Here is a 25,568-nt window from a genome sequence, read left to right as displayed (position 1 = left end):
GAGGCCGACATCTCCTCCCCGATGGTGACGGTATCCCAGCCGGCCGCCGTCCTCCGGGATGTCGGTCGGCGCGGTGCCCGGCTCCGCGGTGAGCAGCCTCACCCGCCGGCGGTTCGCCACGGCCGTCCTCCGGACGGGCCGCCGCCCGGCGGCGCGGAGGCCGGATTATCGCCGCAGATCCGCCAGTTCTGAGGCATTGGGTACGCGGCGCGCAGCCGATAGCCTCAGGAGGTGGAATCAGTGCAGCCCCCCGCCGGTTCCCAGGTCTCCCGGGTACCGGCGCAGCGGACCCCGCCCGAGCAGTCGGCGCCGCCCGCGCCCGCTCCGGCGCCGGTACGCCCGAAGCGGCGGCTGCGGACCGTGCTCGCCGTGGTCGCCGGGGTGCTGGCACTGGTCTGTGCCGGCGGCGGCATCGTCGGATTCGTGCTGTACGACCGCGCCACCGCGCCCGACCGCAGCAGCCCCGAGGTCACGGTGGCCAACTACATTCAAGCCTTCTTCGAGGACCGCAATGACGCAAAGGCGGACGAGTTCGCCTGCAATGGCGGCACCGACTTCGATGATCTGAAGCTCCTCCGCGACGATCTCATTGCCCGAGAGAGGCGCTTCGGAACGAACATCTCCGTGGGGTGGGAGCGGCTCACTGTGGATCAGCACGGGGACCGCGCCACCATCCAAGTCGATCTGGTCATCTCGGCCTTCGTCGACGGGATCTCGCAGAGCGATCGACAGGGCTGGCGATTCGAGACGCAGCGCCGAGACGGCTGGCGGGTGTGCACGGCCAACCGCTCCTGATTGGTTTCACTCCAGCCAGAGCAGGTGTACCGGCACCTCCAAGGTGGTCGGTGCCTGACCGCGCCAGGCCCAGCGGTACCACTCCAGCTCCGGGGCCACCCGGACGCAGATGTCCCCGTCCGTGCCGGAGTACGTCTCGGTGACCGCGCGCAGGTCGCGCTGCTCGGTCGACCCGGCCACGTGCACGACGCGCCGGCCCGTGACGGCGTCGGCCTCGAAAACCGGAGTCGGGGGGCGCCGGGTGGGCGCGTCGAGCGAGACGAGCCGGATGCCCGACTCGGTCGGCCCGGTCGGCGGTCGTCGCTCGCCCACGGTCTCCACCCAGACCCGCTCCACCGGGACCAGCGGCGCGAAGACCTCCACCTGCTCGGACTCGGCGCGGTACCACTCGTGCTCCGGGATGACCGGCACGTAGGTCCGGCTGCCCTGCACCACCCGTTCGTCGGCGCGCAGGTCGCCGCGCCAACCGAGGCCGGGAAGGCCGACCAGCACGCGGCGGCCGCGCAGCTCGATCCGGCCGGTGGCCGGCACGATCTCGACCGGGCGGGGCGGCTGCGGGGCCCAGTCGGGCCGGTCCGCGAAGGGGTCGGGCAGCGGGTTGCTCATGTGCGGGCGCGCCTCATGCGGTCCCGTCCACCGGGGCGCCCCGCTGGCGCATGAACGGCACCGGGTTGATCGCACCCCGGCTGGACCGGTCGCTGTCCACATGCACCTCGAAGTGCAGGTGCGGGCCGGAGGAGTTGCCGCTGGTGCCGGAGACGCCGATCACCTCGCCCGCCTCCACGAGCTGGCCCGGGACCACTCGGGGGCGCTCGATCATGTGGCAGTAGCGGGTGATGTAGCCGCCGGCGTGCAGGATGTCCACGAACCAGCCGCAGCCGCCCTTGCCCGGCCAGCCGTCCCGGTCGCAGTCGCGCTTCCCGGAGTGGTCGGGGTCGCAGCGGGCCACGAGCACGCGGCCCGTGGAGGCGGCGTGGATCGGGGTGCGCTTGTCCGCGGCGAGGTCGACCCCGTTGTGGCTGGGCCGCTCCGTGGTGCGGAACGCGGAGACCACGCCGCCGGGGAGCGGGGCGGTCCAGCCGGAGGCGGCGATCCGGGCCCCGGCGGCGGCGTCGCAGACCGCCTTGCCGGCGATCTCGACGGTCCGGGCGGCCCCACCTGCGAGCGCGTCCACGATCCGGCCCGCCAGGTCCTCGTGCTTGGCGTAGGCGTCCGGGAAGGCGCTGACCTGCACCCGCTGCGCCACCACGGTCAGCGGCCGGTCCTGCCAGTTCCGCACCTTGACCATCTTCTCGTAGAACTTCCGGGCCGTGTACGAGGGCGTCATCCGCTGCTCGACGCTGCCCCACCCGGGCCGCTGCTGGAACAGGCCCAGCGAGTCGTGGTCGGCGCCGACGCCCTCGTGCGGCAGGGCCAACGACGCCGGCACCTTGCGGTTGGCGAGGTTGCGCAGCCCGGACTCCTGCATGGCGGTGGCCAGCGCGATCACCCAGCCGCGGGCGGGCACCTTCATGTCCTGGCCGACCTTGATGATGACGGCGGCGTTGCGGAGCTGGCCCTCGCCGTACTCGGTGAAGCGCGGCATGTCCCCGGTGAGGTTGACCTGGTAGGCCGGGTCGCAGTTCAGGCCGGCGAGCGCACCGTCCTTCTGGTCGCCGCCCAGTTCGGTGAGGAGGAACGCGCCCGCGCCGCCGACGCAGCAGAGCAGGGTGAGCACCGTGGTGACGGCGGTGAGCAGCACGCCGACCCGCAGCTTTCGACGGACCGGCGCGGTGGCAGCGGAGACGGCGTTCACTGCCGCTCCCAGTCGACCGCGTCCACCAGCCACCGGCCGTCGGTGGCCACCAGTTCGAGCCGGAGCCGGCCGTCGTCGAGGGGGACCAGCGCCTCCACGAAGGACTCCGTCCGGGGCCGGAGAGTCACCGCACCGGCCACCCGGCCGGCGGGCACGCTCTCCGGATCGGCGCCGGTCAGCTTCTCGACGAGGGCGGGCGTGGAGAGCGGCCGCAGGCGCGACTGCCACGCCTCGCCACTGCTGCCCGGGCCGGTCAGCCACGCCGTCGTGAACCGGCTCGCGGTCTGCTCCGGGGTGGCCTCGCCCGGCCGGGTCTTCGGCGAGACCGCCGCCGGCGGGCTCGACAGCACCCCGTCGTCACCGGCGTGCGGGTCCACCGTGCTGATCGGCTGGCTCGGGCGGGTGCTCAGGCCGAGGGTCGAGTCGGCCGGGCCGGAGACCAGCCGGGCGGCGCCGATCACGCCGAAGACCAGGACGGCGATCACCAGCGCGACGCCGAGCCGGGACCGCAGTATCCGGGTGACGAGGAATTCGAGCGCACGCCGCACCGGTCTCACCGTGCCTCGGAGCGGATCCGCGGCGGCTTCGGCGCCGGGGTGCGCTCGGTTGAGTCCGGCCGGTAGACCGCGAAGGAGGGCGCCTCCTCGGGCACGTCCGGTCCGGTCCAGCCCGCCGGCGCGCGGCGCTGCCGGGGTGCGGCCGTCCGGCCGGACCCGCGCTCGGCCGCCGGGGCGTCCTCGGGCCGGCTCCTTCCGTCGGGCCGTTCCCGTTCGACCACCGTGACGGTGTGCGCGGGGTCCTCGTGCCGGGCTTCCGGTCGCAGGCTGCGCTGGTCGGCCGTCACGGCGCGCCGCCGCCCCATCGCCGGCTCGGCGGTGCCACCGGGCTCGGCCACGTCGAGGCGGGCCGCGATGCGCATGTCCCGGAAGAACCGCCGGTGCCAGGAGCCGGCGGAGCTGACCGCCTCGCTGCTGTCCTTGCCGCCGAGTTGCGTGATCCGCCGGTACGGGCGGAGCAGCAGCCAGCCCACGACGCCGCAGAGCCAGACCAGGACCACCTGGAGCCAGCCGGGCAGGGTCGGTGTGTTCATGATCAGATCCACGGCGAACAGGTAGATGGCCGCCCCGGTGCCGAAGATGGCGATGTTGAACACCGCGGCGACCACGGCGTTGGCCAGCCGCCGCAGGCCGGCGCTCGCGGGGCGCATCAGCCCGACCGTGCCCAGGATCGGCGCGGCGATCACCGCCCAGCGGAAGATCAGGAAGCCGAGCAGCACCAGCACCGAGGCGGTCAGGTCGAACATCGCGAACAGCAGCGAGGCCAGCACCGCGATGAACCCGGCCCCGATCCGGTCCATGTCCCGGACGCCCTGGAGGTACTCGTACGCCTCCGGGTCCTCCGACTTGATCTGCTCGGCCACCCGGGCCCACTGCTGCTGCTTGGCCTTGATGACCACGTCACGGGTGGCCGGCTTGGCCCGGATTGACTCCGCCTCTCCCCACGTCAGGGACTTGGCATCGTAGAGCGCCGGGCCGTACTTCTTGGCGGTCTCACTGTCGGCCGAGCCCAGCACGCCGCGTAGCCAGTTGCGGTAGAGCATCGTCTCGGTGGCAGTGTCGCTGGCGCGGACCGCCGGCGGCCGTTTGTCGACACAGGCATCTGGGTTCGGCAGGACGCACTTGTCCGGGGGGATGTCCTTGGACGCCGGGCCGACGGCGTCGTGTACCACGCCGAGGGTGGTGATCAGGGTGCTGTCGGCGATGTTCGCCGACTTGACCGGCCAGGCGGCCAGCGCGGTCACCGCCACCATCACCAGGATCGCCCAGCCGGCCGTGGTCATGGCGTTGCTCATGTCCGACTGGCGCGAGCGCCAGAGCAGGTAGAGGCCGACCACGCAGATGGTGATGATGCCGAAGACGCTGAACACCTTCTGGTAGACGGCCTTGGTGGCCTGCTCCACCAGCGGGTCGGCCCAGCGCCACATCGTCCGCGGGTCCCAGGCGCGCTCGCGCAGCGCGTTCGACGCCCCGATGATCGCGTTGGCGAACATGAACTCGCCGTTCGCGACCATGGTGGTGAACCGGTAGTCGGGATGCAGCACCGAGGAGGCGCAGCCGCCGTCGACGTCGTACGTCGTGTAGCTGTATCCGGCGTACCCGTAGTCGCTGTAGAGGCCCTTGGGGCCGGGCTGCTTGGCGGAGTCGGGGCGGGAGGCGAACCAGCCGGCCAGGCCGGAGTCCGGTGCCCCGGGCACCGGCGCGTTGCGGCACTCGACCTGGTCCTCGCTGACCGCCTTGAGCTCGGCGACGCAGGCGCGGAAGTCGGCCTGCCACTGCTTGGTGCTGCACAGCTCGGCCCGGGCCTGGGCGGCCGGCTGGGCGGCGGCGTACGCGGGTGTCGCCCCGACCAGCGGCCAGCCGATGGTGGCCCCGGCCAGCAGGCCGAGCGCGAGGAGGAGCGCCGCGATCCGTGCCCGGGCCCTCGCCATGTCACGCCTCCAGATCAGCCAGGACGGTCGGCAGCTGCTCCGCGGCCTGGGCGACCGCGGCGGGGGTGGTGTCCAGGTGGTCCAGCAGCCCGTCGACGTACGACACGTCGACCCGGACCTTCTGCACGCGACCGTCGACGTCGCGCATGACGAACTCGCGGAAGCCGAGCCGGGCGGCCGAGCCGCTGTCGGCCTGCGACAGCGAGGCGAGGGTGGCCTCGTAGCCGTCGTTGACCGGCACCCGGAGCAGCCGCAGCGCCTCGGAGGCGATCTCCGTGTCCTCGGCGATGCGGCCGACGAAGACCGTGGAGACCAGGTTCTGCACGTCGAGCCCGAGGATGTCCTTCGGGTTCTGCGAGGCGACCAGCGCGGCGAGGTTCCACTTGCGGGAGTCGCGGGCCAGGCGGACCAGGAACGACCGGCCGGAGCGCCAGCCCTCCATGAAGTGCGCCTCGTCCAGGCCGACCAGCTTGCGGGAGGACATCGAGCCGCCGTAGCAGCGGCGGACGGCCAGCCGGTGCGCGGTGTGCAGCATCGGCAGGGCCAGCGCCTCCTCGGCCGACCAGTACTCCCGCTCGATCTTGAGGTCGGGCAGCCGGAGACCGGCCATGGTGATCACGGTGAGCGCCGCGTCGGCGCCGAGCAGGCCCTCCGGGGGCCGGCCGAAGAAGAGCATGGCCAGCGGCATCTCGGCGGTGTCGAGGAGCAGGTTGGCCAGCTCCCGACCGGCGTCGTCGTCCAGCCCCTGCAGGCAGGCGACCACGTCGTCCAGCGTGGACGTCTCCTCGGCGGGCACCTGGCGCACGGCGTGCCGGAACAGGGTGGCCGTGGACGCCTCCCGGGCCACCTGCGGCGGCACCAGCATCATGCAGATGTCCTGCACGAGCATCCGGCGCTCGGCGCGGGCGTTGGAGACCGCGATCTCGAACTCCCGGTCGCCCGCCGCCCCGGCGCTGAACTCACTGCGCAGCGGTGTGGGAATCAGCGCGTACGGGGCCAGGGTGCCCTGCTCGGAGCCGGTGAGGTTGAGCACCCGCGAGTACGGCGCCAGCTCGGGCATGGCGCAGAGCCGGGCCAGCGGGCCGGACGGGTCGAGCAGGGTCACCTGCACGCCGCGCCGGGCGGCCAGGTAGCCGAGCGCGCCGAGCAGGGTGGACTTGCCACCGCCCGGCTCGGCGACGAAGACGGCGAGGCCGGAGCGTTCGCGGACCTCCATGGGGAAGTGCAGGTCCAGGAAGACCGGGCGGCGGCAGGTGCCGGCGGTCCGGCCGATCAGGTCGCCGCGGCGGTCACCGACCGTGGAGGCGGCCTGGGGCAGGGCGGCGGCGAGCAGGTTGACCGGCATCCGCCGGACGTAGCCGGTGTTGGCGATCGGCTCGCCGGGGATGAACTCGCGGGCCAGCCAGTCCTGGTTCTTCGGGTGCTGGAGCGAGATGCGCAGCTCGCGGGAGTAGAGCTGGATGAGCCGGCGGGACCGCTCCAGGCACTCCTCGCGGGTCCGGCCGCCGACCGCGATCCGGTGCCAGCCGTGCGCCCGGGCCGAGTCGACCGGCAGGCCGGTGGTCATCTCGTCGCCGATCACCAGGGCCCGCTTGGCCAGCCGCTCCAGCTCGGGCGGGGCGTCGATGCCGTGCTCGGCGTAGTCGAGCTGCTGGGAGCGGATCATCCGGAGCCGGTGTTCGAGGTTCCGGAAGGAGTCGCCGGGGCCGAGGATGTCGACCCGGGTGGAGAGCTCCATGGGCCACGGCAGCCGCTCGTGGAAGTGCAGCCAGGGTTCGTGCCGCTCGGGGATCTCCAGTGGTTCCATCCGGCCGACCGCGAGCACGGCCACGTGCCGCTCCTCGCCGGTCATCCGGTTGACGAGCTTCACCGTCGAGCCGTAGGGGGTGCGGTAGCGCTCGACCTGCTCGGTGAGGGCCAGCAGGTCGCCGCGTTCCCACCGCCCGTTGGTGATCGGGGACAGCACGCCGGGCGGCGCCATGCAGAGCGCCACCGAGCGGTAGAGCAGCCACTCCAGCTCCTGCGCGGTGACCCGGCGGCCGCGCATGCCGAACGCGCCGAGCACCTCGTCGAACTGTTCGACGGTGCGGCCCAGCCGGCGCCGCTCGCCGTCGGCGGTGCCCCGGCCGAAGGTGCGCAGCAGCCGCTCGGTGAGCGAGTCGCCGAGCGACCGGCGGGCGAAGGTGACACCCAGGTAGGTCTGCCCCTCGGCGTGGTTGACCGCCATGAGGTGCCGCTGCGCCGCGACCAGGTGGTCGGCCCAGCCGGTGGTGCCGGGCACGTCGGGCAGCGGCGCGGCGGTGTGCGCGTCGATGGTGCGGGCCCACTCGTCGGCCGGGAACGGCCGGGTGGTGCGGCGCAGGTGCAGCCGGAAGCCGGCCAGGCCGGCGTACTGCTCGGAGATCGCCGAGAGCAGTGCCTCGCGCTCGGCGTCCGGGCGGAACGCCCAGCGCACCTCGGGCAGCCAGTACCAGGCGGTGACCGTGTTGGGGGTGAAGGTGAGGTGGCCGGCGATCTCGGTGATGGCCAGCTCGACCGAGGGGTCCCGGTCGCCGAACTTGATCTTCGGGGCCCGGACCCGGACCGGCTTGGTGGGCTTCCCGGCGCGCTCCGGGGACCGCTGCCGGGGCGGGGCCACCTCCCGGTTGGGCGGCGGGGCCACCTCGCGGGTGGCGGCGCTGGTCATCTCCCGCCCGTCGGCACGGGCCGGCTCGGCCGTCCGCCGGTCGGCCCGGCGGGCGGGGCGCTCGACCGGGCTGCCGGGCTCGGTCGGCTCCGGCTCGACGGTGGGCCGGAGCACCGGGAGCCGGTCACCGACCTGCTGCGGCACCCGGGTGCGGGCGGGCGGCTCAAGAGCCGGCGGTTCGGCGGCCGCGTGCGACGCGGGCCGGGCCGCATCGAGGGCCTCGCGCGGCCGGCCCACGGGGCGGACGCCGGACGCGCCCTCCCGGCCCCGGGCGGCCGACCGCTCCTCGGGCAGGGCAGGCACGGCGGGGGGCGACGGCAGGATCGGCTCGACCGGGGCGGCGTGGGGGACCGGCAGGGCGGGTTCGACCGGGGTGGCGTGCTGGTGCGGGATGGGCAGCGCCTCCCGGCCGACACCGCGGCGGGGTGGCGCCACCACCGGCTCCACCGGGACGGGCGGGCCGGCGGGCGGGGTCGCCGGCCGGCGGACCCGGGGCTGCGCGCCGCCGAAGAGGTCGAGGAAGGGCGAGTCGATGTCGCCGCCGTCGGGGACCACCGGCTCCCGCTGCTCGGCGCCGCGCGGAGCCAGCGGCCGGGGCGGCTGGAAGACCCCGACGCGACCGTGCTGGGGGCTGGTCACCAGGGCCGGGTCGAGGGTGGTCTCGTCCAGCTCCTCGTCCGGTGGGTAGTCGAACGATCGCGCACGGTTACCGTAGGGCCCGGCCGGGCGTCCGGCCGGGGGACCCGGCGTGGAAGAGCGACTCATGCGACCGCCTCACCCGCGTCGTTCGTCTGCGCCGTCGGCGTACGCCCGGTCATGCCAGTTCCTCCCGGATCCTGATCCGGCTCGCGACGAGGCGCGGGTCGCGCAGCTCGGCCGCCGGCTCCCGGGTGCGTCGCCAGTCCGTCAGCGCGGTCCGGATGACCATGCGCGCCGGCCGGTCCGGGTCGACGTACCGGAAGATGAACGAGGTGGTCACGATGGCGAGCGAGATCTCCCAGGCGGGAAAGAGCTCGACCTGGAGCGTGAACAACCAGTGGATGAACATGTAGAGGGGTACGAGCAGCATGAACAGGCCGTACTGGGCGTACGGCAGGTGGACGGGAAGGGTGTAGCCGGGCGGCCCCAGGTAGACGAGACGTGCCCGGTAGATGTCGTCGTCGGTGCGCAGCCGCATCGTCGCCCAACGCCTATTCGAAGATCAGGTTGATCAGGTAGTCGCCGACGAAGAAGAGTGTTGCCGCGCCGGCGATGAAGGCCAGCCCGATGATCGCGATGGCCGAGCTGGTGAGCACCTTGGAGATCTCGCCCCGGCTGGCCCGGCCGATGAAGATCACGCCGAGCACCGCGAGCAGGATCGGCGCGATCTTGCTGGCGAAGAAGGAGACGACATTGTTGGTGTCGATGCCTTTGGGAGCCGGCTCGGCGAGTGGAGTCGACGCCAGAGTGTGGAGCGCGTGGTCGACGGCGGCGGACGCCGTTCCCATGAGCTCGATGGCGATCACTGGAAAACCTCCCCAAGGTCGCGGCCGGCGGCGCCGCGGTGGTGCATGTGGGCAAAGCCTGGCGGGATGGTGCTCGTTCCACACAGCGTCGGCGACGCTGCGTTCGTCACCCACCACGTAGGGTGGCGAGCTTTGGGCGATTTCGTCCCGCTTCGGCCCTCCCTCCAGGCTTCGCCATCTCGATGCTGGGCAATTCCAAAGCGTACGGCCCGGCCACCTTTGCGACAACCCGCGAAGAGTCGACCCGGAACGGGCCCGAAGGGCGATCGTACACCTGTTCCAATCTGCACGTCAGGGCCGTCCTTTGCCGGGGTCGCCGGGGCCGCCGGAAGCCCTGCTGGCGACCGGTACTGTCGGGTCCGTGACCGATCTGGTACGGGCGGAGGCCCCGGTGGTGATGGGCGTCCTCAACGTCACGCCCGACTCCTTCTCCGACGGCGGCAGGTACGCCGACGTGGACGCCGCCGTCGCACACGGAGTGCGACTGCGGGCGGCCGGCGCCGACCTGGTCGACGTGGGCGGGGAGTCGACCCGGCCGGGCGCCGACCGGGTCGACGCGGAGACCGAGATCGCCCGGGTGCTGCCGGTGATCCGCGAGCTGAGCGCCGCCGGCATCCCGGTCAGCATCGACACCAGTCGGGCCCGGGTGGCCGAGGCCGTCCTCGCCGCCGGGGCGGACGTGGTCAACGACGTCTCCGGCGGCCTGGCCGACCCGGACATGGCGCGGGTGGTCCGGGACGCCGGCTGCCCCTGGGTGCTGATGCACTGGCGGGGCCACTCGCGCGAGATGCGGGACCTGGCCCGGTACGCCGACGTGGTGTCCGACGTGCGGGCCGAGCTGAGCCGGCGCGTCGACGAGGCCCTTGCCGCCGGGGTGGCCGCCGACCGGATCATCGTCGACCCGGGGCTGGGCTTCGCCAAGACCGCCGCGCACAACTGGGAGCTGAGCGCCCGCCTGCCCGAGCTGGTCGACCTCGGCTTCCCGCTGCTGTTCGGGTCGAGCCGCAAGTCCTACCTGGGCCGCCTGCTGGCCGACGCCGACGGCAACCCCCGGCCAACCGCGGAGCGGGAGGCGGCCACGGTCGCCACCAGTGTGCTCGCCGTGGCGGCCGGCGCCTGGGGGGTCCGGGTGCATGACGTGCGGGGCACCGCCGACGCGCTCGCCGTCTGGCGGGCCACCGGCCGCCCACGCCTGGCCCGGCCTGCCGCGCAGGGGGACCGATCAGCGACCGGGCGGCACACCACCGAGGGAGAGCGATGACCGACCGGATCGAACTGACCGGCCTGCGCGCGCACGGCCGGCACGGCGTCTACGACTTCGAACGCGCCCAGGGGCAGGAGTTCGTGGTCGACGCCGTGCTCGAACTCGACCTGGCCCCGGCCGCCCGCTCGGACGAGGTGACCGACACCGTGCACTACAGCGAGCTGGCCGAGAAGCTGGTCGGCGTGATCACCGGCGAGCCGGTCAACCTGATCGAGACGCTCGCCGACCGGCTGCTCGCGGTGTGCCTGGCCGCGCCGCTGGTCGCCGCCGCGACGGTCACCGTGCACAAGCCGGAGGCCCCGATCCCGCACACCTTCCGGGACGTCGCGGTGACGATGCGGCGTACCCGATGACCCGGGCCGTGCTGTCGATCGGCAGCAACCTGGGCGACCGCCTCGCCCACCTGCGGGCCGCGGTGGCCTCGTTCGGCGACACCGTGCTGGTGGTCTCCGGCGTCTACGAGACTCCACCGTGGGGGGACGCCGAGCAGCCCGCGTACCTCAATGCGGCGGTGCTGGTCCGGGACCCGGCGGCGACCCCGCACGACTGGTTGGCGCGGGCCCGGGCCGCCGAGGCGGCGGCCGGGCGCACGCGTGACCCGGAGCGGCGGTACGGGCCGCGCACCCTCGACGTGGACGTGATCGCGGTCTGGGACGCGGCCGGGGAGCCGGTGCTCAGCGGCGATCCGGAGCTGACGTTGCCGCACCCCCGGGCCCACCTGCGCGCCTTTGTGCTGCGGCCGTGGATCGACATCGAGCCGCACGGCCGACTGCCCGGGCACGGCTGGCTGACCGACCTGCTCAACGCCGAGCCGCTGGCCTCCGACGCGCTGGAACTCAGTCCGCGTCCCGATCTGGCGTTAGAGTCGGACACATGACCCTGTGGAGCCGGACGGCATGAGCCAGGCGCAGTCCCCGCGCGACCCCGACCGTTTCCGGATGGGTCCGACCCGGATCTCCACGCTGGTGGTGGCCGCGCTGGCCGCCGCCGCGCTGGCCTGGCTGCTGATCAGCGCCTTCTACTACGAGATGGCGCCCGACCTGCCCTGGCTGCCGGTGGTCACGCTGACCGGCCTGGCCGTGCTGGAAGCGTACGCGGCGGTCAACACCCGCGGCCGCATCGAGCGCCGCCCGGGCCGGGACCCGGTGAACCCGCTGCTGGTCGCCCGGTTCGTGGTGCTCGCGAAGGCGTCCGCCCTGGCCGGAGCCATCTTCGCCGGTTTCTACGCCGGGCTCACCGGCTGGCTCTTCGTCGAGCGGACCAACGCCGCCATGGGCGACCGGCCCGCCAGCGGAGCCGGGCTCCTCGCCGCCCTCGCCCTCGTCGCGGCGGCGCTGTGGCTGGAGCGGTCCTGCCGGGTTCCCGAGCAGGAGGACGACGAGGACCGCGAGCCCGGCGACCGGGAGACTCCGCGCGGCCGCCTCTGATCAGGGGGTTCCCAGCACCTCCCCCCGCAGGTACCGTGCCTGGCGACCGGAGAGCAACGGCCGCCGCCGGTCCGCCCGCGCGTCGGACCACACGGCCGGCCATGTGGGAGGCGCGGGCCATGGGGTACGACGAGACGGGCCGGACTGCGCCGGTGGACACGTCGTCCGGCGTGCCCGTAGCCGTGCTGGAGAACGTCTTCGACGACCCCTCCCACGGCGAGCCCGGCCGGGACCGGATCGCCGTGCACGTGGTCTGGGAGTTCCTGCTGCTGCTCGGGCTGGCCGCGGTGACCTGGCTGCTCTTGCGCGAGGACGCGGACGCGCTGCGCGGCGGCGCGCTGAAGACGCTGCTGGTCGACGTGGCCGGGCTCGGGCTGCTCACCCTGGCCGCCGGGCTCAGCCTGCGGGCCGCCGCCGTGAACCTGGCGGTCGGGCCGATCGCGCTGGCCGCCGCGCTGCACTTCGCCGAGCAGGGCGACCGCGGCGTGCGGGAGGCGCTGCTCCCGGCGCTGGCGGTGGCGGCGCTCGGCGGGCTGGCGCTCGCGCTCGCCGTGGTGGTGCTGCACGTGCCCGCCTGGGCGGCCAGCCTGGCCGGCGCGGCCGGCGTCATCGTGTACATCGAGCGCCGGACCACCCCGATCGTCGTGCAGGGCGGCTACGACCCCCGGCGCACCGCGCTCTACCTCTTCGTCGGTTTCGCCGCGGTGGCCGTCCTCGGCGGGCTCTTCGGCGCCATCAAACCGGTCCGCCGGCTGCTCGGACGGTTCCGGCCGGTCGCCGACCCGGCCCGGCGGCGGGGTGCCGCGGCCGCCACGGTGGCCGCGCTGGCCCTGATCGGCTCGACGGTCCTGGCCGTGCTCGGCGGGGTGCTCATCGCCGCCAACGGGGACGGCCCGGTGACGCCCGCCACGGGCCTCGACTGGTCGGTGCTGGCGATCGGCGCGGTCATGCTCGGCGGCACCAGCGCTTACGGGCGCCGGGGCGGGATGTTCGGCACCCTGCTGGCGGTCTGCACCGTGGAGGTCTTCCTGGCCTGGGCCGCGGCACAGGACTGGACGATCAGCCGGTGGACCGTCGGCGGGGCGACCCTCGGCGCCGGGCTGCTGGTCACCCGGCTGGTCGAGACGTTCGGCCGGCCCCGGCCGGCGCCACCGAACGCGCTCCCGGCCGGCCCGACCGGTCCCGGCGGCGACGGCGCGATCAGCACCGGCTGGGCGCTGACCCCGTCGCCCGAGCCGGCCGACGCCTGGCCGTCGGTGCTGCCGGTGCGGAACACCGACACCGTCGACTCGTGGGAGTCGCCGCGCTGGGAGAACGAGCCGCGCCGCTGGGACGCCGGGGACCGCTGACCCCGGCGGCCGCCCGGTGTGGCGTCGCGTCCAGCCGGCCGCAGGTGATCTCGCCGGTTAGGCTCGGCGGCATGACGGACACTCCTGCCCCCGGCGGCCGTACCTTCGACGAGCTGGACAAGCTCTCCACCGAGGACCTGCGCGAGCAGGCGTTCCACCTGGCCCGGGAGCGCCGCGACGTCGAGTTCTTCTGGTCGGTGCTGCGGCACATGCCCAACGCGGACGAGGCCGCGATCCTGGACGGCGCCCCCAACTCGATCGGGCCGATCGTCGACGAGGCCAACGCCCTGTGGCGGGAGATGACCGGGCACGGCTACGAGGAGCCGGAGTCCACCCCGCTGCTGCGGGCCGCCTTCATCGACTACCTGATGAAGCACTGAACGATGGCCACCCGCCGACCCTCGGCGGTGGACCGGGTACGCAGGTTTGCCCGGCGCGGTGGGCCGGGAACTGACCGCTCCATGGCCCTCACCAACCGCCCCCGCACCGTCGCCTCGTACGGCACGGCCGCCGGCACCGGCACGCTGGCCGTGCTCCTGCTCGTCGCGGTCGGCGGCAGCCCCACGTACGTGGGCTGGGTGCAGGACCACACCGACCCGACCGGCGCCGGTGGCTGGTTCCTCCGGCTGCTCGCCTGGCCGGCCTGGCGGCTGCACGCCGACGACCCGGCGCAGGGCGTGCTCGCCACCAACCTGCGGGCGATCCTGCTGATCGTGCTGGCCGCGGCGCTGCTCTACCTGCTGCCCGGCCCACAGGTGGCCCGGGTGGAGAGCTCGGGCAGCCAGTTCTTCTCCGGCTGGGGCGCGTACGCGCTGGCCGCCGGGTGCACGGCCCTGCTGGCCACCCTCCTCGGGCCGCACGGGTCGCTCTTCGCCGCCTTCCAGTCCGCCAGCACCGGCGTCACCTACGGCTTCTTCGCCGGCTGGATCGTCGGCCTGGCCAGCCTGGGCGGCCGGGCCTGACCGGTCCCGCTCCGCGCGGCCCGACCGGTCCGCTCAGTCCACCACGCCGAGGCCGAGCACCCGGGCCCGGCTGAGCAGGCCCACCGGCTTGCCGTCCTCGGTGACCACCGCGTGCTCGGCGCCCGAGGTGAGCAGCCCGCCCAGCGCGTCGTACGCCGAACCGCCCAGCGGCACCGTCGGCAGGCCGGCTCCGCCGCCGGCCGGGAGCGGGTCGAGCACCTCGCGGGTCACCGGGGTGACCGCGAGCCGGCGGATGCCCCGGTCGGCGCCGACGAACTCGCGGACGAACGGCGAGGCGGGCGACCCGAGCAGGGCGGCCGGGACGTCGTACTGCTCCAGGCGGCCGCCCTCGGAGAGCACCGCGATCCGGTCGCCCAGCCGGACCGCCTCGTCGAGGTCGTGGGTGACCAGCACGATGGTCTTGCGGACCTCGGCCTGGAGCCGGAGGAACTCCTCCTGGAGGCGGGTCCGGACGATCGGGTCGACGGCCGAGAAGGGCTCGTCCATGAGCAGCACCACCGGGTCGGCGGCGAGCGCGCGGGCCACACCGACCCGCTGCCGCTGGCCGCCGGAGAGCTCGTGCGGGTAGCGGCGGCCGAACTGCCCCGGGTCGAGGCCGACCAGCTCCAGCAGCTCGTCCACCCGGGCCCGGGTCCGCTCCCGGGACCAGCCGAGCAGGCCCGGCACGGTGGCCACGTTGGCGGCGACCGTCTGGTGCGGGAAGAGGCCGACGTTCTGGATGACGTACCCGATACGGCGGCGCAGCGTGACCGGGTCGACCCGGGTGACGTCGTCGTCGCCGAGCAGGATCCGCCCGTCGGTGGGCTCGATCAGCCGGTTGATCATCCGCAGCACGGTGGACTTGCCGCAGCCGGACGGGCCGATCAGCACCACCAGCTCGCCGGCCTTCACCTCCAGGCTCAGCTCCCGCACCGCCTCCGTGCCGTCCGGGTAGCGCTTGCGGATGCGCTCAAGCGTGATCGAGGCCGCGCCGTGTCCGGCGCCCGGGGTAACGTCCACGTGTGTCCCTCCACCTGAGCTACCAGGCCGCGCCCGGTAACCCGTGGTTCTCCTGGCAGTACGTGCGGGACAACTCTGACACGATCCTCGCCGCGCTGCGTGAGCACACCTGGCTGACCGCCCGGGCCGTGCTGATCGCGGCGCTCGTGGCGCTGCCGCTGGCGGTGGCCGCGTACTGGTTCCGGTCGCTGGCCGGGCCGATCCTGGCGCTGACCGGGGTGCTCTACACGGTCCCCTCGCTGGCCCTGTTCGCCTTCCTCGCGCCCTACCTGGGCATCGGCGCGATCACCGTGCTCACCGTGGTGGCGCTCTACGCGCTGCTGGTCATCGTGCGCAACGCGCTGGCCGGCCTGAACCAGGTGCCGCCCGAGGTGCGAGAGGCCGCCGAGGGCATGGGCTACGGCCGCTGGGGCCGCCTGCTCCGGATCGAGCTGCCGCTGGCGCTGCCCGGCATCCTCACCGGCCTACGGCTGGCCACCGTTTCCACGGTCGCGCTGGTCACGGTCGGCGTGGTGGTCGGCCGGGGCGGCCTCGGCCAGCTCATCTTCGCCGGCTTCCAGAACAACTTCTACAAGGCCGAGATCATGACCGGCACGGTGCTCTGCGTGCTGCTGGCGCTGGTGCTCGACCTGATCCTGGCCGGGATCGGCCGGATGCTCACCCCCTGGCTGCGGGGGCGGTCGTCATGAACCCCGTGCAGCAGGCGGTCGTCTGGTTGAACGACCCGCTGAACTGGACGAATCCCGGCGGCGTCCTGGACCGGCTGGGCGAGCACCTGGCCCTGTCCGCGCTGGCGGTGCTGCTCGGCTGCCTGGTGGCCTGGCCCATCGGGCTCTGGCTCGGCCACACCGGCCGGGGCGGCGGCCTGGTGCTGCTGGTGTCCAACGTCACTCTCGCCATCCCGACCCTGGCCCTGCTGACCATCCTGCCGCTGACCTTCCTGGGCTTCGGCCGGCCGGCCGTGGTGGTCGCGCTCGCGGTCTTCGCGGTGCCGCCGCTGCTGGCCACCGCGTACACGGGGGTGCGGCAGGCCGATCCGGAGGCCCGGGACGCGGCGCGCGGGATGGGGCTCTCCGGCGGGCAGGTGCTGCGCCGGGTGGAGCTGCCGCTCGCGGTGCCCTACCTGGCGGCCGGGTTCCGCACCGCCGCCGTGCAGGTGGTGGCCACCGCGGCGCTGGCCTCGTTCGTCAACGGCGGCGGGCTCGGGCAGATCATCCGGGCCGGTTTCGGGCTGGACATCGCGGCCGGCGGCGGCCAGATCATCGCCGGCGGCGTCCTGGTGGCCGGGCTGGCGCTGCTCGTCGAGGGGGTGCTGGCGCTCGTCGAGCGGGCGGTGACGCCGCGGCCGCTGCGCCGGGCCCGCCGGGCGGCGACGCGCCGCGCGGCCGACGCCACGGCGGGCGCCTGAGCCGGACCGATGACGATCCGGTGACGAATCTCGCTCGGAGTTTGTCGGTCGGGTCCGGAAGATATTGGCTGGAGACGCGGGCGCTCGATCGGATCGCCCGTCGGACACGCGGCCGGCCCTGGACGGGTCGCGCCGGGACACGGAAGGCGGGCACTGATGCACGCACGTTCACGGTTGGCCGCGGGGGCGCTCGGCGCCCTCGCCGCGGCGAGCCTCCTCACCGGCTGCGGTGACGCCGGTTCCTCCGGCACCGACGCCCCCCAGCAGGGCGGCTCCGGGGCCGGTTGCGCCCCGGTGGCGGGCGACAAGCTGGTCGTCCTCACCGACGACAAGAAGCTTCAGAACACCGACAACGTCATCCCCGCGGTCAACGCGAAGGCGGCCACGCCGCAGCTCGTCGCCGCGCTCGACAAGGTCTCCGCGAAGCTCGACACCCCCAAGCTGATCGAGCTGAACCGGGCGGTCGACGTCGACCGGAAGACCCCGCAGGTCGCGGCGAAGGAGTTCGCCGACGCCAACGGCGTGACCGACGGCGTCGAGAAGGGCCCCGGCGGCCAGGTGACGGTCGGCGCGGGCAACTTCAGCGAGAGCCAGACGATCGCCGAGCTGTACAAGATCACGCTCACCGCGGCCGGCTACCAGGTCAAGGTGCAGACCATCGGCAACCGCGAGCTCTACGAGCCGGCCCTGGAGAAGGGCCAGATCCAGGTCGTCCCGGAATACGCGGCGACGATGGCCGAGTTCCTCAACACCAAGGCCAACGGCAAGGACGCCCAGCCGGTCTCCTCGCCCGAGCTGGACAAGACGGTCAGCGCGCTCAAGGCGGCGGGCGACAAGGTCGGCATCAGCTTCGGCCAGCCCGCCCAGGCGCAGGACCAGAACGCCTTCGCGGTCACCACGGCGTTCGCCGACAAGTACCAGCTCGCCAGCCTCTCCGATCTGGCGGCCAAGTGCTCCGGCACGGCCACCGTGCTGGCCGGCCCGCCCGAGTGCCCGCAGCGGCCGAAGTGCCAGGCCGGCCTCGTCGAGGTCTACGACTTCAAGGCCGGCTCGTTCAGCTCGCTCGACGCGGGCGGCCCGCAGACCAAGAACGCCCTGAAGACCGGCGCGGCCAGCGTCGGCCTGGTGTTCTCCTCCGACGCCGCGCTCGCCGCGAGCTGACCACCGCCGCCGCGCCGGCGGGCCCCCGGGCCCGCCGGCGCCGCGGGTGCAGCCGCCGTGGCCGGGAGGGAAGTCCTGGTCACCGGCTTTACATCGATGCTTTCGGCCCGTTCCCTACCGGGGCAAGTCTCGGTAGTCTGCTCAGCCATGCCCGCCTCGGTCGCCCCCGCCGAAAACCGCACCCCGCAGCTGCTGACCGTCCTGTTCTGGATCGGCGTGGCGCTCGCGCCCCTGGCGGCACTCATCCTGCTCGTGGCCGACGGCAACGGCGCGCTCCGGTTCGGCGCCGTGCTGGCGATCCTGGCCGTGGTGCTGATCGGCCTCTCCGTCGCGCTGCGGGCGGAGAGCGGCGGCGGGGCTTCCGGCGCGGAGGAGCTGCGCGAGGAGATCGAGCAGCTCCGCCGGGAGCTGCGCGGCGAGATCGTGGCCGCCGCCCAGCGCGGCAACCAGGCACTCGACCAGGTCCAGCGGACCCAGGAGTCGGTCACCGCGATGCGCCGGCGGCTGGACGCCGCGGCCGCCGGCATCGCCGCCGCCGCGGGGCTGGCCACGTCCGCCGCCGAGGAGCCGGCCGGCGGCCGCGCCCGGGTGCCGGCCACCGAGCCCCACGACGAGGGGCGCGCCCGGACCGAGCCGGGCCGGGCGCAGCCCGCCGCCCGGGACGAGGACGAGGCGGTCCGCCGCCCGCAGCCCGGCACCCGGTACGGCGCCGACCCCGCCGCCGACCACCCCGGCCACGGCTCCGACCGCTCCCAGGCCGATGGTCACAGCGCCGACCGCTCGCAGGCCGGCCGCTACGGCGGCGACCGCCCCCAGGCCGGGGTCTACGGCGCTGAGCGCCCCCAGGCCGGGGCCTACGGCGCTGAGCGCCCGCAGGCCGGGGTCTACGGCGCTCCCCGCGCTCCCGAGCCGGAGGTCCGGGCGGAACCCCGGCAGGTCGGGGTGGTGCACCACACCGAGACCGTGCACGTCACCACCCGACACACGATCGTGGACGGGGGCGGCGAACCGGCCGGCACCCGCTACGGCGGCTACGCCGGCCGCTGGTCCCCAGTGCCGGAGGAGCGTTCGTGGAGCGGCGGGGAGCCGGACGAGCGCCCCCGCGCCGGATACCGGAGCGGCGACGACGACCACATCCGGCCCGCTCGGGACGAGCGCTCCCGGTCCGCGCAGGTGGGCTGGTCCGGGTCGCCCGGCTCCCGGGACGACGCCTCCTGGTCCGGGGCGAGCGGCGGCGAGCACCCGTGGGCGGGCGTCGGCCGGGCGTCCGGCGCCGACCGTGGCTGGTCCGCTCAGGAGGGCGAGGACCGGGGCTGGTCCGGCGACCGGTCCTGGCGATCTGGCCAGGAGGGTCCGGCCGGCGACCGGTCCTGGCCGCCGGCGCCCGGGGAGGCCGGCTGGGCCGCCGCCCCGGGCGACGACGCCGCCCGCGGCGGTCAGGGCGCGTCGGCGGGCCAGGGCGACCGGGGCGGCTACGGCGAGCGGGCCGCCGACGGCTGGGCGGGGACCGATCCGGGCCGGGCGCCGGCCGAGCAGCCCGGCCGGGCGGTGGGCGACGATCCGGACGGTGACTACTGGTCCGAGCTGCGCACCGGCAACCGGTGGGCCGCGGTCCGTGACGACGAGCACGGCCGGGAGATCCGGGTCGGGGAGCGGCGGGCCGCGGTGCACGCCGACGGCGGCGGCACCGAGTACCGGGTCGAGGACCGCTGGGCGTCCGTCCGCGGCAGGGCCGGTTCCGGCGACCCGGGCGGCGACCGGGCCGAGGAGGCCCGGCCGGCGCTTCCGGCCGGCGGGGTGCCGGTGCCGGACGAGTGGCGGCCCCCGACGCAGCGCAGCGGCCAGCCGGAGTGGCGTCAGGTCGAGCCCGAGCCGGCCCGGTACGGCTACCCGCCGCGCGACGACGTCCCCCGGGCCGGGGGCGCCCGGCCCACCGACCGCTGGCGCTGAGCCCCGGGCTACTTGTCGATGTCGCCGACCACGAAGAACATCGAGCCGAGGATGGCGATCAGGTCCGGCACGAGGCAGCCCGGGAGCAGGGTCGCCAGCGCCTGCACGTTGGCGTACGACGCGGTGCGCAGCTTGAGCCGCCACGGGGTCTTCTCGCCCCGCGACACCAGGTAGTAGCCGTTGATGCCGAGCGGGTTCTCGGTCCACGCGTAGGTGTGCCCCTCGGGCGCCTTCACCACCTTGGGTAGCCGGGTGTTCACCGGCCCGGTGAGCCGGTCGACCCGGTCCAGGCACTGCTCGGCGAGGTCGAGCGACGCGTACACCTGGTCGAGCAGCACCTCGAAGCGGGCGTGGCAGTCCCCGGCGGTCTTGGTGACCACGGGCACGTCGAGCTGGTCGTACGCCAGGTAGGGCTCGTCCCGGCGCAGGTCCAGGTCGAGCCCGGAGGCTCGGGCGACCGGCCCGGAGGCGCCGAACGCGGCGGCGTCGGCCGCGGACAGCACGCCCACGCCGACGGTGCGGGCCAGGAAGATCTCGTTGCGCCGGATCAGGTTGTCCAGGTCGGGCATCCGGCGGCGCACCTCGCCGATCGCGGCCCGGGCCCGCGTGGTCCAGCCGGCCGGCACCTCCTCCTTGAGCCCGCCGACCCGGTTGAACATGTAGTGGATCCGGCCGCCGGAGACTTCCTCCATGACCGCCTGGATGGTCTCGCGCTCCCGGAACGCGTAGAACATCGGCGTGATCGCGCCGATCTCCAGCGGGTAGGAGCCGAGGAACATCAGGTGGTTGAGCACCCGGTTCAGCTCGGCGAGCGCCATCCGCAGCCAGACGGCGCGCTCCGGCACCTCCATGCCCATGAGCCGTTCGACGGCGAGCACCACGCCCAGCTCGTTGGAGAACGCGGAGAGCCAGTCGTGCCGGTTGGCGAGCACGATGATCTGCCGGTAGTCGCGGACCTCGAAAAGCTTCTCCGCGCCCCGGTGCATGTAGCCGACGATCGGTTCGGCGGAGATCACCCGCTCGCCGTCGAGCACCAGCTTCAGCCGGAGCACGCCGTGCGTCGACGGGTGCTGCGGCCCGATGTTGAGCACCATGTCGGTGCCGAGCTGCTCCCCGCCGGCCCCGGTGCCGACGGTCAGTTCGCGGAGGTCGCCGGCGTCGGTGGTCATGTCCGTCATCGTGCCATGAGCGGATCGAGGGTGACGTCGACCGGTTGCAGCAGCCACCAGTGCCCGCCGAGGCCGGCCGGGTCGGTCAGCTCGGCCACCGAGGACGCGGCGGCGAGGGCCCGCACGTAGCCGGGCGGGTCCAGGGAGGCCAGGCTCAGCGGGGGCCGCCCGCCGTCGGCCCCGAGCGCCCGCAGCCCCTCCCGCTGCGACACCAGGGTGTACGCCCACCGCGCGACCCGCTCACCGGCGGAGGCGACCGAGTCCATGGCGACGTGGGCCGTCACGTCGCACGACCCGTCCGGCACCGGCGCCACCTGCCGCCCACCCCGGTACCCGGTGAGGCTCCCACCGACCGGCCGCCCGCCCCGCAGGTGCCCGTAGTCAACGGCCAGTGCGATTCCTCGCGCCATCTCCCCGATCGCCTCTGCCCAGGCTTCGTCGCGCGACCGCCCGATCTCAACCCGATCTCCCAGCCCGTTGATCAAGAGGTTTGCGTCAGTTTTCGCGGTCCCCGCCGACGCAAACTTCTTGATCAACGCGTCGGGGGGCGGTGCGGGCCACCAATGGGCCAGCCAGTCCGCGTCTTCCGCGCTCACTGGGGCGCCCGTCGACTCCTCGCCCGTTGCCGGGTCCACCTGTAGGTAGCGCCAGCCCTCGGGGGTGTGCACGGCGAGGTCCAGCGGCACGTTGTCCAGCCACTCGGTGGCCACCAGCAGGCCCGTGACGCCTTGGGGGATCTCGTCCACCCACTCGATCTCCGCCGGCAGGTCCTCCGGCCGGGGCGCCTTCTCGACCGCGATGAGGCGTACCCGATCGGCCAGCGAAACCCCCACGGCGACCGACAACGACCGCAACAGCTCCCCGCGGCCGGCACCGACGTCCACGACGTCCAGCCGGGCGGGATGGCCGAGAGCCGCATCGAGAGAAGACAGCAGCCGAAGCAGGCACGAGGCGAAGACCGGGGACGCGTGGACGCTGGTGCGGAAGTGGGCGGCCGGCCCCGGGCCGGAGACGAAGAAGCCGTCCGGGCCGTAGAGGGCCGTCGCCATGGCCTCGCGCCAGCGGAGCGCACGTGCGGGGGGCGTCACCGTGCCGACCCTACGGCGGGCGGACGGCCGGCGCCCGCGTGACGTGTGCCGACGTACCAGATGGGGCCGTTTGGCGCCGCCGGAGCGGCCCGGTCGCGCCGTCGGTGAAGGTTTTCACACATCCTTGTTTCGGCTCTGTGGCCCCGGCGCATACTTGCGATCGACCGGTACCCCCTTCGAGGACTGGATCGATTGCCATGAGCGCACCGCTGCGTTCGCGTCCGGCCGCCCCGCTCCGGGCCGCCGACGCCCCGCTCGTCTTCCCGCGCACCCTCACGGTCGGCGTGATCGGCGCCGGCCGGGTCGGCGCCGTGCTCGGCGCGGCCCTCGCCGCCGCCGGTCACCGGGTGGTCGCCGCCGCCGGCGCCTCCGGCACGACCCGGGCCCGGATGGCGCTGCTGCTGCCGCAGACCCCGACCCGATCCGCCGCCGCCGTGGCCCGCGCTGCCGCCGACGTGCTGGTCGTGGCGGTCCCCGACGACGCCCTCGCCGGCGTGGTGGCCGGCCTGGCCGAGGCCGGCGCGCTGCGCCCCGGCCAGGTGGTCGCGCACACGTCCGGCGCGCACGGGCTGGCCGTCCTCGCCCCGGCCGCGGCCGCCGGCGCCCGGCCGCTCGCGCTGCACCCGGCGATGACCTTCACGGGTACGCCGGACGACCTGAGCCGCCTCGCCGGCATCTCCTACGGGGTGACCGCCCCGGCCGAGCTGCGCGCGTTCGCCGCTCGGCTGGTGGCCGACCTGGGCGGCGTGCCGGAGTGGGTGGCGGAGGGCGACCGGCCGCTCTACCACGCGGCCCTGGCGCACGGCGCCAACCACCTGGTCACCCTGGTCAACGAGGCCGCCGACCGGCTGCGCGACGCCGGGGTGGACCGGCCGGAGAAGGTGCTCGCCCCGCTGCTCCGGGCCGCCCTGGAGAACGCGCTGCGCCTCGGCGACGACGCGCTCACCGGCCCGGTCTCCCGAGGTGACGCGGGCACCGTACGCCGGCACCTGGAGCGGCTGGCGGCGACCGCCCCGGAATCCGTGCCCCCCTACCTGGCGTTGGCCCGACGGACGGCCGACCGGGCGATCGCGGCGGGCCGGCTGCGGCCGGCCGACGCGGCGCCGCTGCTGGACGTCCTGGACGGCATGCGGGTGTCGGCGTGAGGCGGTTGGGCGAGCCCCGCGGCCGCGAACGGAGGAGGCGCTGATGACGGAGCTGGTGCACACCCGCAAGGAGCTGGCGGCGGCCCGCGAGGGCCTCACCGGCACGGTGGGCGTGGTGATGACCATGGGCGCGCTGCACTCCGGGCACGAGACCCTGCTGCGGGCCGCCCGGGAGCGGGCCGACCACGTGCTCGTGACGATCTTCGTGAACCCGCTCCAGTTCGGCCCGAACGAGGACTTCGACCGCTACCCGCGCACCCTCGACGCCGACCTGGAGATCTGCCGGCGGGCCGGCGCGGACGTGGTCTTCGCCCCCGCCGTGGCGGACATGTACCCGGAGGGCCAGCCGAAGGTCCGGCTGAACCCGGGTCCGCTCGGTGAGGACCTGGAGGGGCTGAGCCGGCCCGGCTTCTTCCACGGGGTGCTCACCGTGGTCCTGAAGCTGCTCCAGCTCACCCGCCCCGACCTGGCCTTCTTCGGCGAGAAGGACTACCAGCAGCTCACCCTGGTCCGGCGGATGGTCCGCGACCTGGACGTGCCGACGGAGATCGTCGGCGTGCCGACCGTGCGGGAACCGGACGGGTTGGCGCTGTCCAGCCGTAACCGCTACCTGTCAGCGGAGGAGCGGCAGGCCGCGCTGAGCCTCTCCGCCGCGCTGCGGGCCGGCGTCGAGGCCGCCGACCAGGGCGCGGACGCCGGCGCCGTGCTGGCCGCCGCCCACCGGGCCTTCGACTCGGGTACGCCCGGCGCGCGGCTGGACTACCTGGTGCTCACCGACGCCGACCTGGAGCCCGGCCCGGTCTCCGGCGCGGCGCGGCTGCTGGTCGCCGCCTGGGTCGGCGCCACCCGCCTGATCGACAACACGGCGATCCACCTCGCCCCGCGTTCCTGACCCGACCAGATCCCTCGGAAAGGCACCCCGATGCTCCGGACCATGCTCAAGTCGAAGATCCACCGGGCCACGGTGACCCAGGCCGACCTGCACTACGTCGGCTCGGTGACCGTGGACGAGGACCTGCTCGACGCGGCCGACCTCATCCCCGGCGAGCAGGTCGCGATCGTCGACATCACCAACGGCGCCCGGCTGGAGACGTACGTGATCCCGGGGCGCCGGGGCAGCGGCGTGATCGGCATCAACGGGGCCGCGGCGCACCTCGTGCACCCGGGCGACCTGGTCATCCTCATCTCGTACGGGCAGATGGACGACGCCGAGGCGCGCGCGTACCAGCCGCGGGTGGTGCACGTCGACGCCGACAACCGGGTCGTCGACCTGACCGCGGACCCGACCACGGCCGCCCCGGGCACCGCCGGCGACCCCGTCCCCAACCCGCTGGCCGCCGCCCTCAACTGATCCCGGGCCGCACGCACGGTCTGTCACCGGAAGGTCATTTCCCGCTACCCTGGTCGGACCGTCGGAATCGACGGTCGTCGGGCTGGGGGAGGCGCGATGGGCCGGGCGATGCGGAGCCTCGTCGCCGCGTTGGTCGCGGGGGCGGCGCTGGCCGGGTGTGCCCCGTCGGGCGGGCTGGACGGGAACCTCACGGACGACTGGGCCGCCCCGCCGCCGGCCGGCGCGTTCACCCCGGCCGCCGGGGTCTGCCAGGTCGGCGACTTCACCCCCACCGTGGGCCTGTCCGGCTACGACCCGGTCGGCTGCGACCTGCCGCACCGGGTGGAGACGGTGCACGTCGGGACGTTCACGGTCGAGCGGGCCGGCCCGCCGGCGCTCGGCTCGCCCGAGCTGCGGACGGCCTTCGCCGACTGCGACACCCGGGCCGGCCGCTACGTCGGTGACAACTGGCGTGCCGGCCGGCTGCGGCTGGCCGTGGCGCTGCCCACCTCGCCCGGCTGGGCGGCCGGTTCGCGCTGGTACCGCTGCGACCTGGCGGAGCTGACCACGGTCGAGGTGGCGGCGACCGTGGTGACCCGGACGGGCAGCCTGCGCGACGCGCTCAAGGGCCCGTCCCCGCTGCGGCTGGGCTGCCAGCGCACCGGCCGGGACGCGCGCCGGGTGCAGACGCTCACGCCGGTCGACTGCCGCACCCCGCACGACGCCGAGTTCGTCGGGGTGTGGGCGGCGCCGGACCGCCCGTACCCGCGGAAGGACGCCGACTGGGCGCCCCTCTACACCGGCTGCAACAGCGTCCTGGCCGCGTACGCCGGTGTGCCCGACGACCCGACGCTGCGGTTCCGCAGCGGCGTGGTGGTGCGCCCGCCCGGCGCCGGCCGGTGGGCGGTCGGCGACCGGGGCGTGCGCTGCTACCTCTGGCTCAGCGACCGCACGGTGACGGCCTCGCTCAAGGGGGCCGGGCCGACGGGCCTCCCGGTCCGGACGAGGTAGCCGAAACCACTCGTC

General features: G+C 74.6%; 26 protein-coding genes. 16 read left to right on the top strand and 10 right to left on the bottom strand.

The genetic code is table 11. From position 1 onward, the window contains the following. The first annotated feature begins 240 nt into the window (after positions 1-240). Positions 241-795, top strand: coding sequence for a hypothetical protein (locus ABZS80_RS09770; RefSeq protein WP_355055427.1), 555 nt, complete (start codon positions 241-243; stop codon positions 793-795). A gap of 6 nt (positions 796-801) precedes the next feature. Here the strand turns inward: ABZS80_RS09770 and ABZS80_RS09765 are convergent, their stop codons facing one another. From ABZS80_RS09765 to ABZS80_RS09735, 7 genes are read right to left on the bottom strand one after another with little or no spacing between them, the layout of a single operon-like run. Then, the gene (locus tag ABZS80_RS09765) at positions 802-1,401 is read right to left on the bottom strand and encodes a hypothetical protein (RefSeq protein ID WP_355055335.1); all 600 of its coding nucleotides are present in this window, start codon (positions 1,399-1,401) and stop codon (positions 802-804) included. Between the two features lie 13 nt (positions 1,402-1,414). Further along, on the bottom strand, positions 1,415-2,590 hold the full coding sequence (locus ABZS80_RS09760; RefSeq protein ID WP_355055333.1) for a M23 family metallopeptidase: 1,176 nt from the start codon (positions 2,588-2,590) through the stop codon (positions 1,415-1,417). Continuing rightward, the gene (locus ABZS80_RS09755) at positions 2,587-3,147 is read right to left on the bottom strand and encodes a hypothetical protein (protein ID WP_355055332.1); all 561 of its coding nucleotides are present in this window, start codon (positions 3,145-3,147) and stop codon (positions 2,587-2,589) included. The genes ABZS80_RS09760 and ABZS80_RS09755 overlap by 4 nt, the downstream gene beginning before the upstream one ends. Continuing rightward, entirely contained in the window at positions 3,144-5,078 is a 1,935-nt protein-coding gene (locus ABZS80_RS09750) for an MFS transporter (protein ID WP_355055331.1), read from the bottom strand. Before ABZS80_RS09750 ends, ABZS80_RS09755 begins: the two co-directional genes overlap by 4 nt. A 1-nt stretch (position 5,079) precedes the next feature. Then, positions 5,080-8,529 carry an ATP-binding protein gene (locus tag ABZS80_RS09745; RefSeq protein WP_355055330.1) on the bottom strand — a complete coding sequence of 1,150 codons (3,450 nt, stop codon included), beginning with the start codon at positions 8,527-8,529 and terminating at the stop codon, positions 5,080-5,082. Between the two features lie 49 nt (positions 8,530-8,578). After that, the gene (locus ABZS80_RS09740) at positions 8,579-8,941 is read right to left on the bottom strand and encodes a hypothetical protein (protein WP_091317037.1); all 363 of its coding nucleotides are present in this window, start codon (positions 8,939-8,941) and stop codon (positions 8,579-8,581) included. Between the two features lie 13 nt (positions 8,942-8,954). Continuing rightward, a complete protein-coding gene (locus ABZS80_RS09735; RefSeq protein ID WP_151465372.1) occupies positions 8,955-9,269 on the bottom strand; it encodes a hypothetical protein in 315 nt (104 codons plus the stop codon). Positions 9,270-9,630: 361 nt separating this feature from the next. Here ABZS80_RS09735 and folP point away from each other — a divergent pair, with 361 nt between their 5' ends. The 7 genes from folP to ABZS80_RS09700 all read left to right on the top strand — a co-directional run bounded on the left by folP (position 9,631) and on the right by ABZS80_RS09700 (position 14,271). Then, the gene (gene folP, locus ABZS80_RS09730; RefSeq protein ID WP_355055329.1) at positions 9,631-10,530 is read left to right on the top strand and encodes a dihydropteroate synthase; all 900 of its coding nucleotides are present in this window, start codon (positions 9,631-9,633) and stop codon (positions 10,528-10,530) included. Continuing rightward, entirely contained in the window at positions 10,527-10,886 is a 360-nt protein-coding gene (gene folB, locus ABZS80_RS09725; RefSeq protein WP_355055328.1) for a dihydroneopterin aldolase, read from the top strand. The genes folP and folB overlap by 4 nt, the downstream gene beginning before the upstream one ends. Then, on the top strand, positions 10,883-11,410 hold the full coding sequence (gene folK / locus ABZS80_RS09720) for a 2-amino-4-hydroxy-6-hydroxymethyldihydropteridine diphosphokinase (protein ID WP_355055327.1): 528 nt from the start codon (positions 10,883-10,885) through the stop codon (positions 11,408-11,410). Before folB ends, folK begins: the two co-directional genes overlap by 4 nt. A 19-nt stretch (positions 11,411-11,429) precedes the next feature. Then, on the top strand, positions 11,430-11,960 hold the full coding sequence (locus ABZS80_RS09715) for a DUF3180 domain-containing protein (protein ID WP_355055326.1): 531 nt from the start codon (positions 11,430-11,432) through the stop codon (positions 11,958-11,960). A 119-nt stretch (positions 11,961-12,079) separates the two neighbouring features. Next, positions 12,080-13,309 (top strand): ABC transporter permease, encoded by a 1,230-nt coding sequence (locus ABZS80_RS09710; RefSeq protein WP_355055426.1) that lies wholly within the window; start codon positions 12,080-12,082, stop codon positions 13,307-13,309. 71 nt (positions 13,310-13,380) lie between these two features. Continuing rightward, positions 13,381-13,689 (top strand): hypothetical protein, encoded by a 309-nt coding sequence (locus ABZS80_RS09705; RefSeq protein ID WP_151465377.1) that lies wholly within the window; start codon positions 13,381-13,383, stop codon positions 13,687-13,689. 81 nt (positions 13,690-13,770) lie between these two features. Further along, positions 13,771-14,271: a hypothetical protein gene (locus ABZS80_RS09700; protein ID WP_151465378.1), complete on the top strand. Its 501-nt coding sequence runs from the start codon at positions 13,771-13,773 to the stop codon at positions 14,269-14,271. Positions 14,272-14,304: 33 nt separating this feature from the next. Here the strand turns inward: ABZS80_RS09700 and ABZS80_RS09695 are convergent, their stop codons facing one another. After that, complete coding sequence (locus ABZS80_RS09695; RefSeq protein WP_355055325.1) at positions 14,305-15,291, bottom strand: ATP-binding cassette domain-containing protein; 987 nt, start codon at positions 15,289-15,291, stop codon at positions 14,305-14,307. A gap of 2 nt (positions 15,292-15,293) precedes the next feature. On the opposite strand from ABZS80_RS09695, the gene ABZS80_RS09690 reads away from it, so the two are divergent. From ABZS80_RS09690 to ABZS80_RS09675, 4 genes are all read left to right on the top strand, one after another. Continuing rightward, entirely contained in the window at positions 15,294-15,980 is a 687-nt protein-coding gene (locus tag ABZS80_RS09690) for an ABC transporter permease (protein ID WP_151465380.1), read from the top strand. Next, entirely contained in the window at positions 15,977-16,699 is a 723-nt protein-coding gene (locus ABZS80_RS09685) for an ABC transporter permease subunit (protein WP_355055324.1), read from the top strand. The genes ABZS80_RS09690 and ABZS80_RS09685 overlap by 4 nt, the downstream gene beginning before the upstream one ends. A gap of 156 nt (positions 16,700-16,855) precedes the next feature. Continuing rightward, positions 16,856-17,860 (top strand): glycine betaine ABC transporter substrate-binding protein, encoded by a 1,005-nt coding sequence (locus ABZS80_RS09680; RefSeq protein ID WP_355055323.1) that lies wholly within the window; start codon positions 16,856-16,858, stop codon positions 17,858-17,860. A gap of 147 nt (positions 17,861-18,007) precedes the next feature. Then, positions 18,008-19,810, top strand: a complete 1,803-nt coding sequence (locus ABZS80_RS09675) for a hypothetical protein (RefSeq protein ID WP_355055322.1) — start codon at positions 18,008-18,010, stop codon at positions 19,808-19,810. A gap of 8 nt (positions 19,811-19,818) precedes the next feature. On the opposite strand, the gene ABZS80_RS09670 is transcribed toward ABZS80_RS09675, so the two are convergent. Continuing rightward, a complete protein-coding gene (locus ABZS80_RS09670) occupies positions 19,819-20,988 on the bottom strand; it encodes an NADH-quinone oxidoreductase subunit D (RefSeq protein WP_355055321.1) in 1,170 nt (389 codons plus the stop codon). Further along, entirely contained in the window at positions 20,985-22,028 is a 1,044-nt protein-coding gene (locus ABZS80_RS09665) for an SAM-dependent methyltransferase (RefSeq protein ID WP_355055425.1), read from the bottom strand. The genes ABZS80_RS09670 and ABZS80_RS09665 overlap by 4 nt, the downstream gene beginning before the upstream one ends. Positions 22,029-22,264: 236 nt before the next feature. Between ABZS80_RS09665 and ABZS80_RS09660 the strand changes: the two genes are divergently transcribed. The 4 genes from ABZS80_RS09660 (at position 22,265) to ABZS80_RS09645 (ending at position 25,553) form a co-directional block, all read left to right on the top strand. Then, positions 22,265-23,212 carry a Rossmann-like and DUF2520 domain-containing protein gene (locus tag ABZS80_RS09660; RefSeq protein WP_355055320.1) on the top strand — a complete coding sequence of 316 codons (948 nt, stop codon included), beginning with the start codon at positions 22,265-22,267 and terminating at the stop codon, positions 23,210-23,212. 43 nt (positions 23,213-23,255) lie between these two features. Continuing rightward, complete coding sequence (panC, locus tag ABZS80_RS09655) at positions 23,256-24,104, top strand: pantoate--beta-alanine ligase (RefSeq protein ID WP_355055319.1); 849 nt, start codon at positions 23,256-23,258, stop codon at positions 24,102-24,104. Positions 24,105-24,134: 30 nt separating this feature from the next. Then, positions 24,135-24,563, top strand: a complete 429-nt coding sequence (gene panD / locus ABZS80_RS09650) for an aspartate 1-decarboxylase (RefSeq protein WP_151462159.1) — start codon at positions 24,135-24,137, stop codon at positions 24,561-24,563. 96 nt (positions 24,564-24,659) lie between these two features. After that, positions 24,660-25,553: a septum formation family protein gene (locus tag ABZS80_RS09645; protein ID WP_355055318.1), complete on the top strand. Its 894-nt coding sequence runs from the start codon at positions 24,660-24,662 to the stop codon at positions 25,551-25,553. The last annotated feature ends 15 nt before the right edge of the window (positions 25,554-25,568 follow it).

Origin of the sequence: Micromonospora sp. NPDC005305 (assembly GCF_040607315.1) — a bacterium.
Classification (GTDB): domain Bacteria; phylum Actinomycetota; class Actinomycetes; order Mycobacteriales; family Micromonosporaceae; genus Micromonospora.
This window is presented reverse-complemented; position numbering and strand designations above follow the sequence as displayed.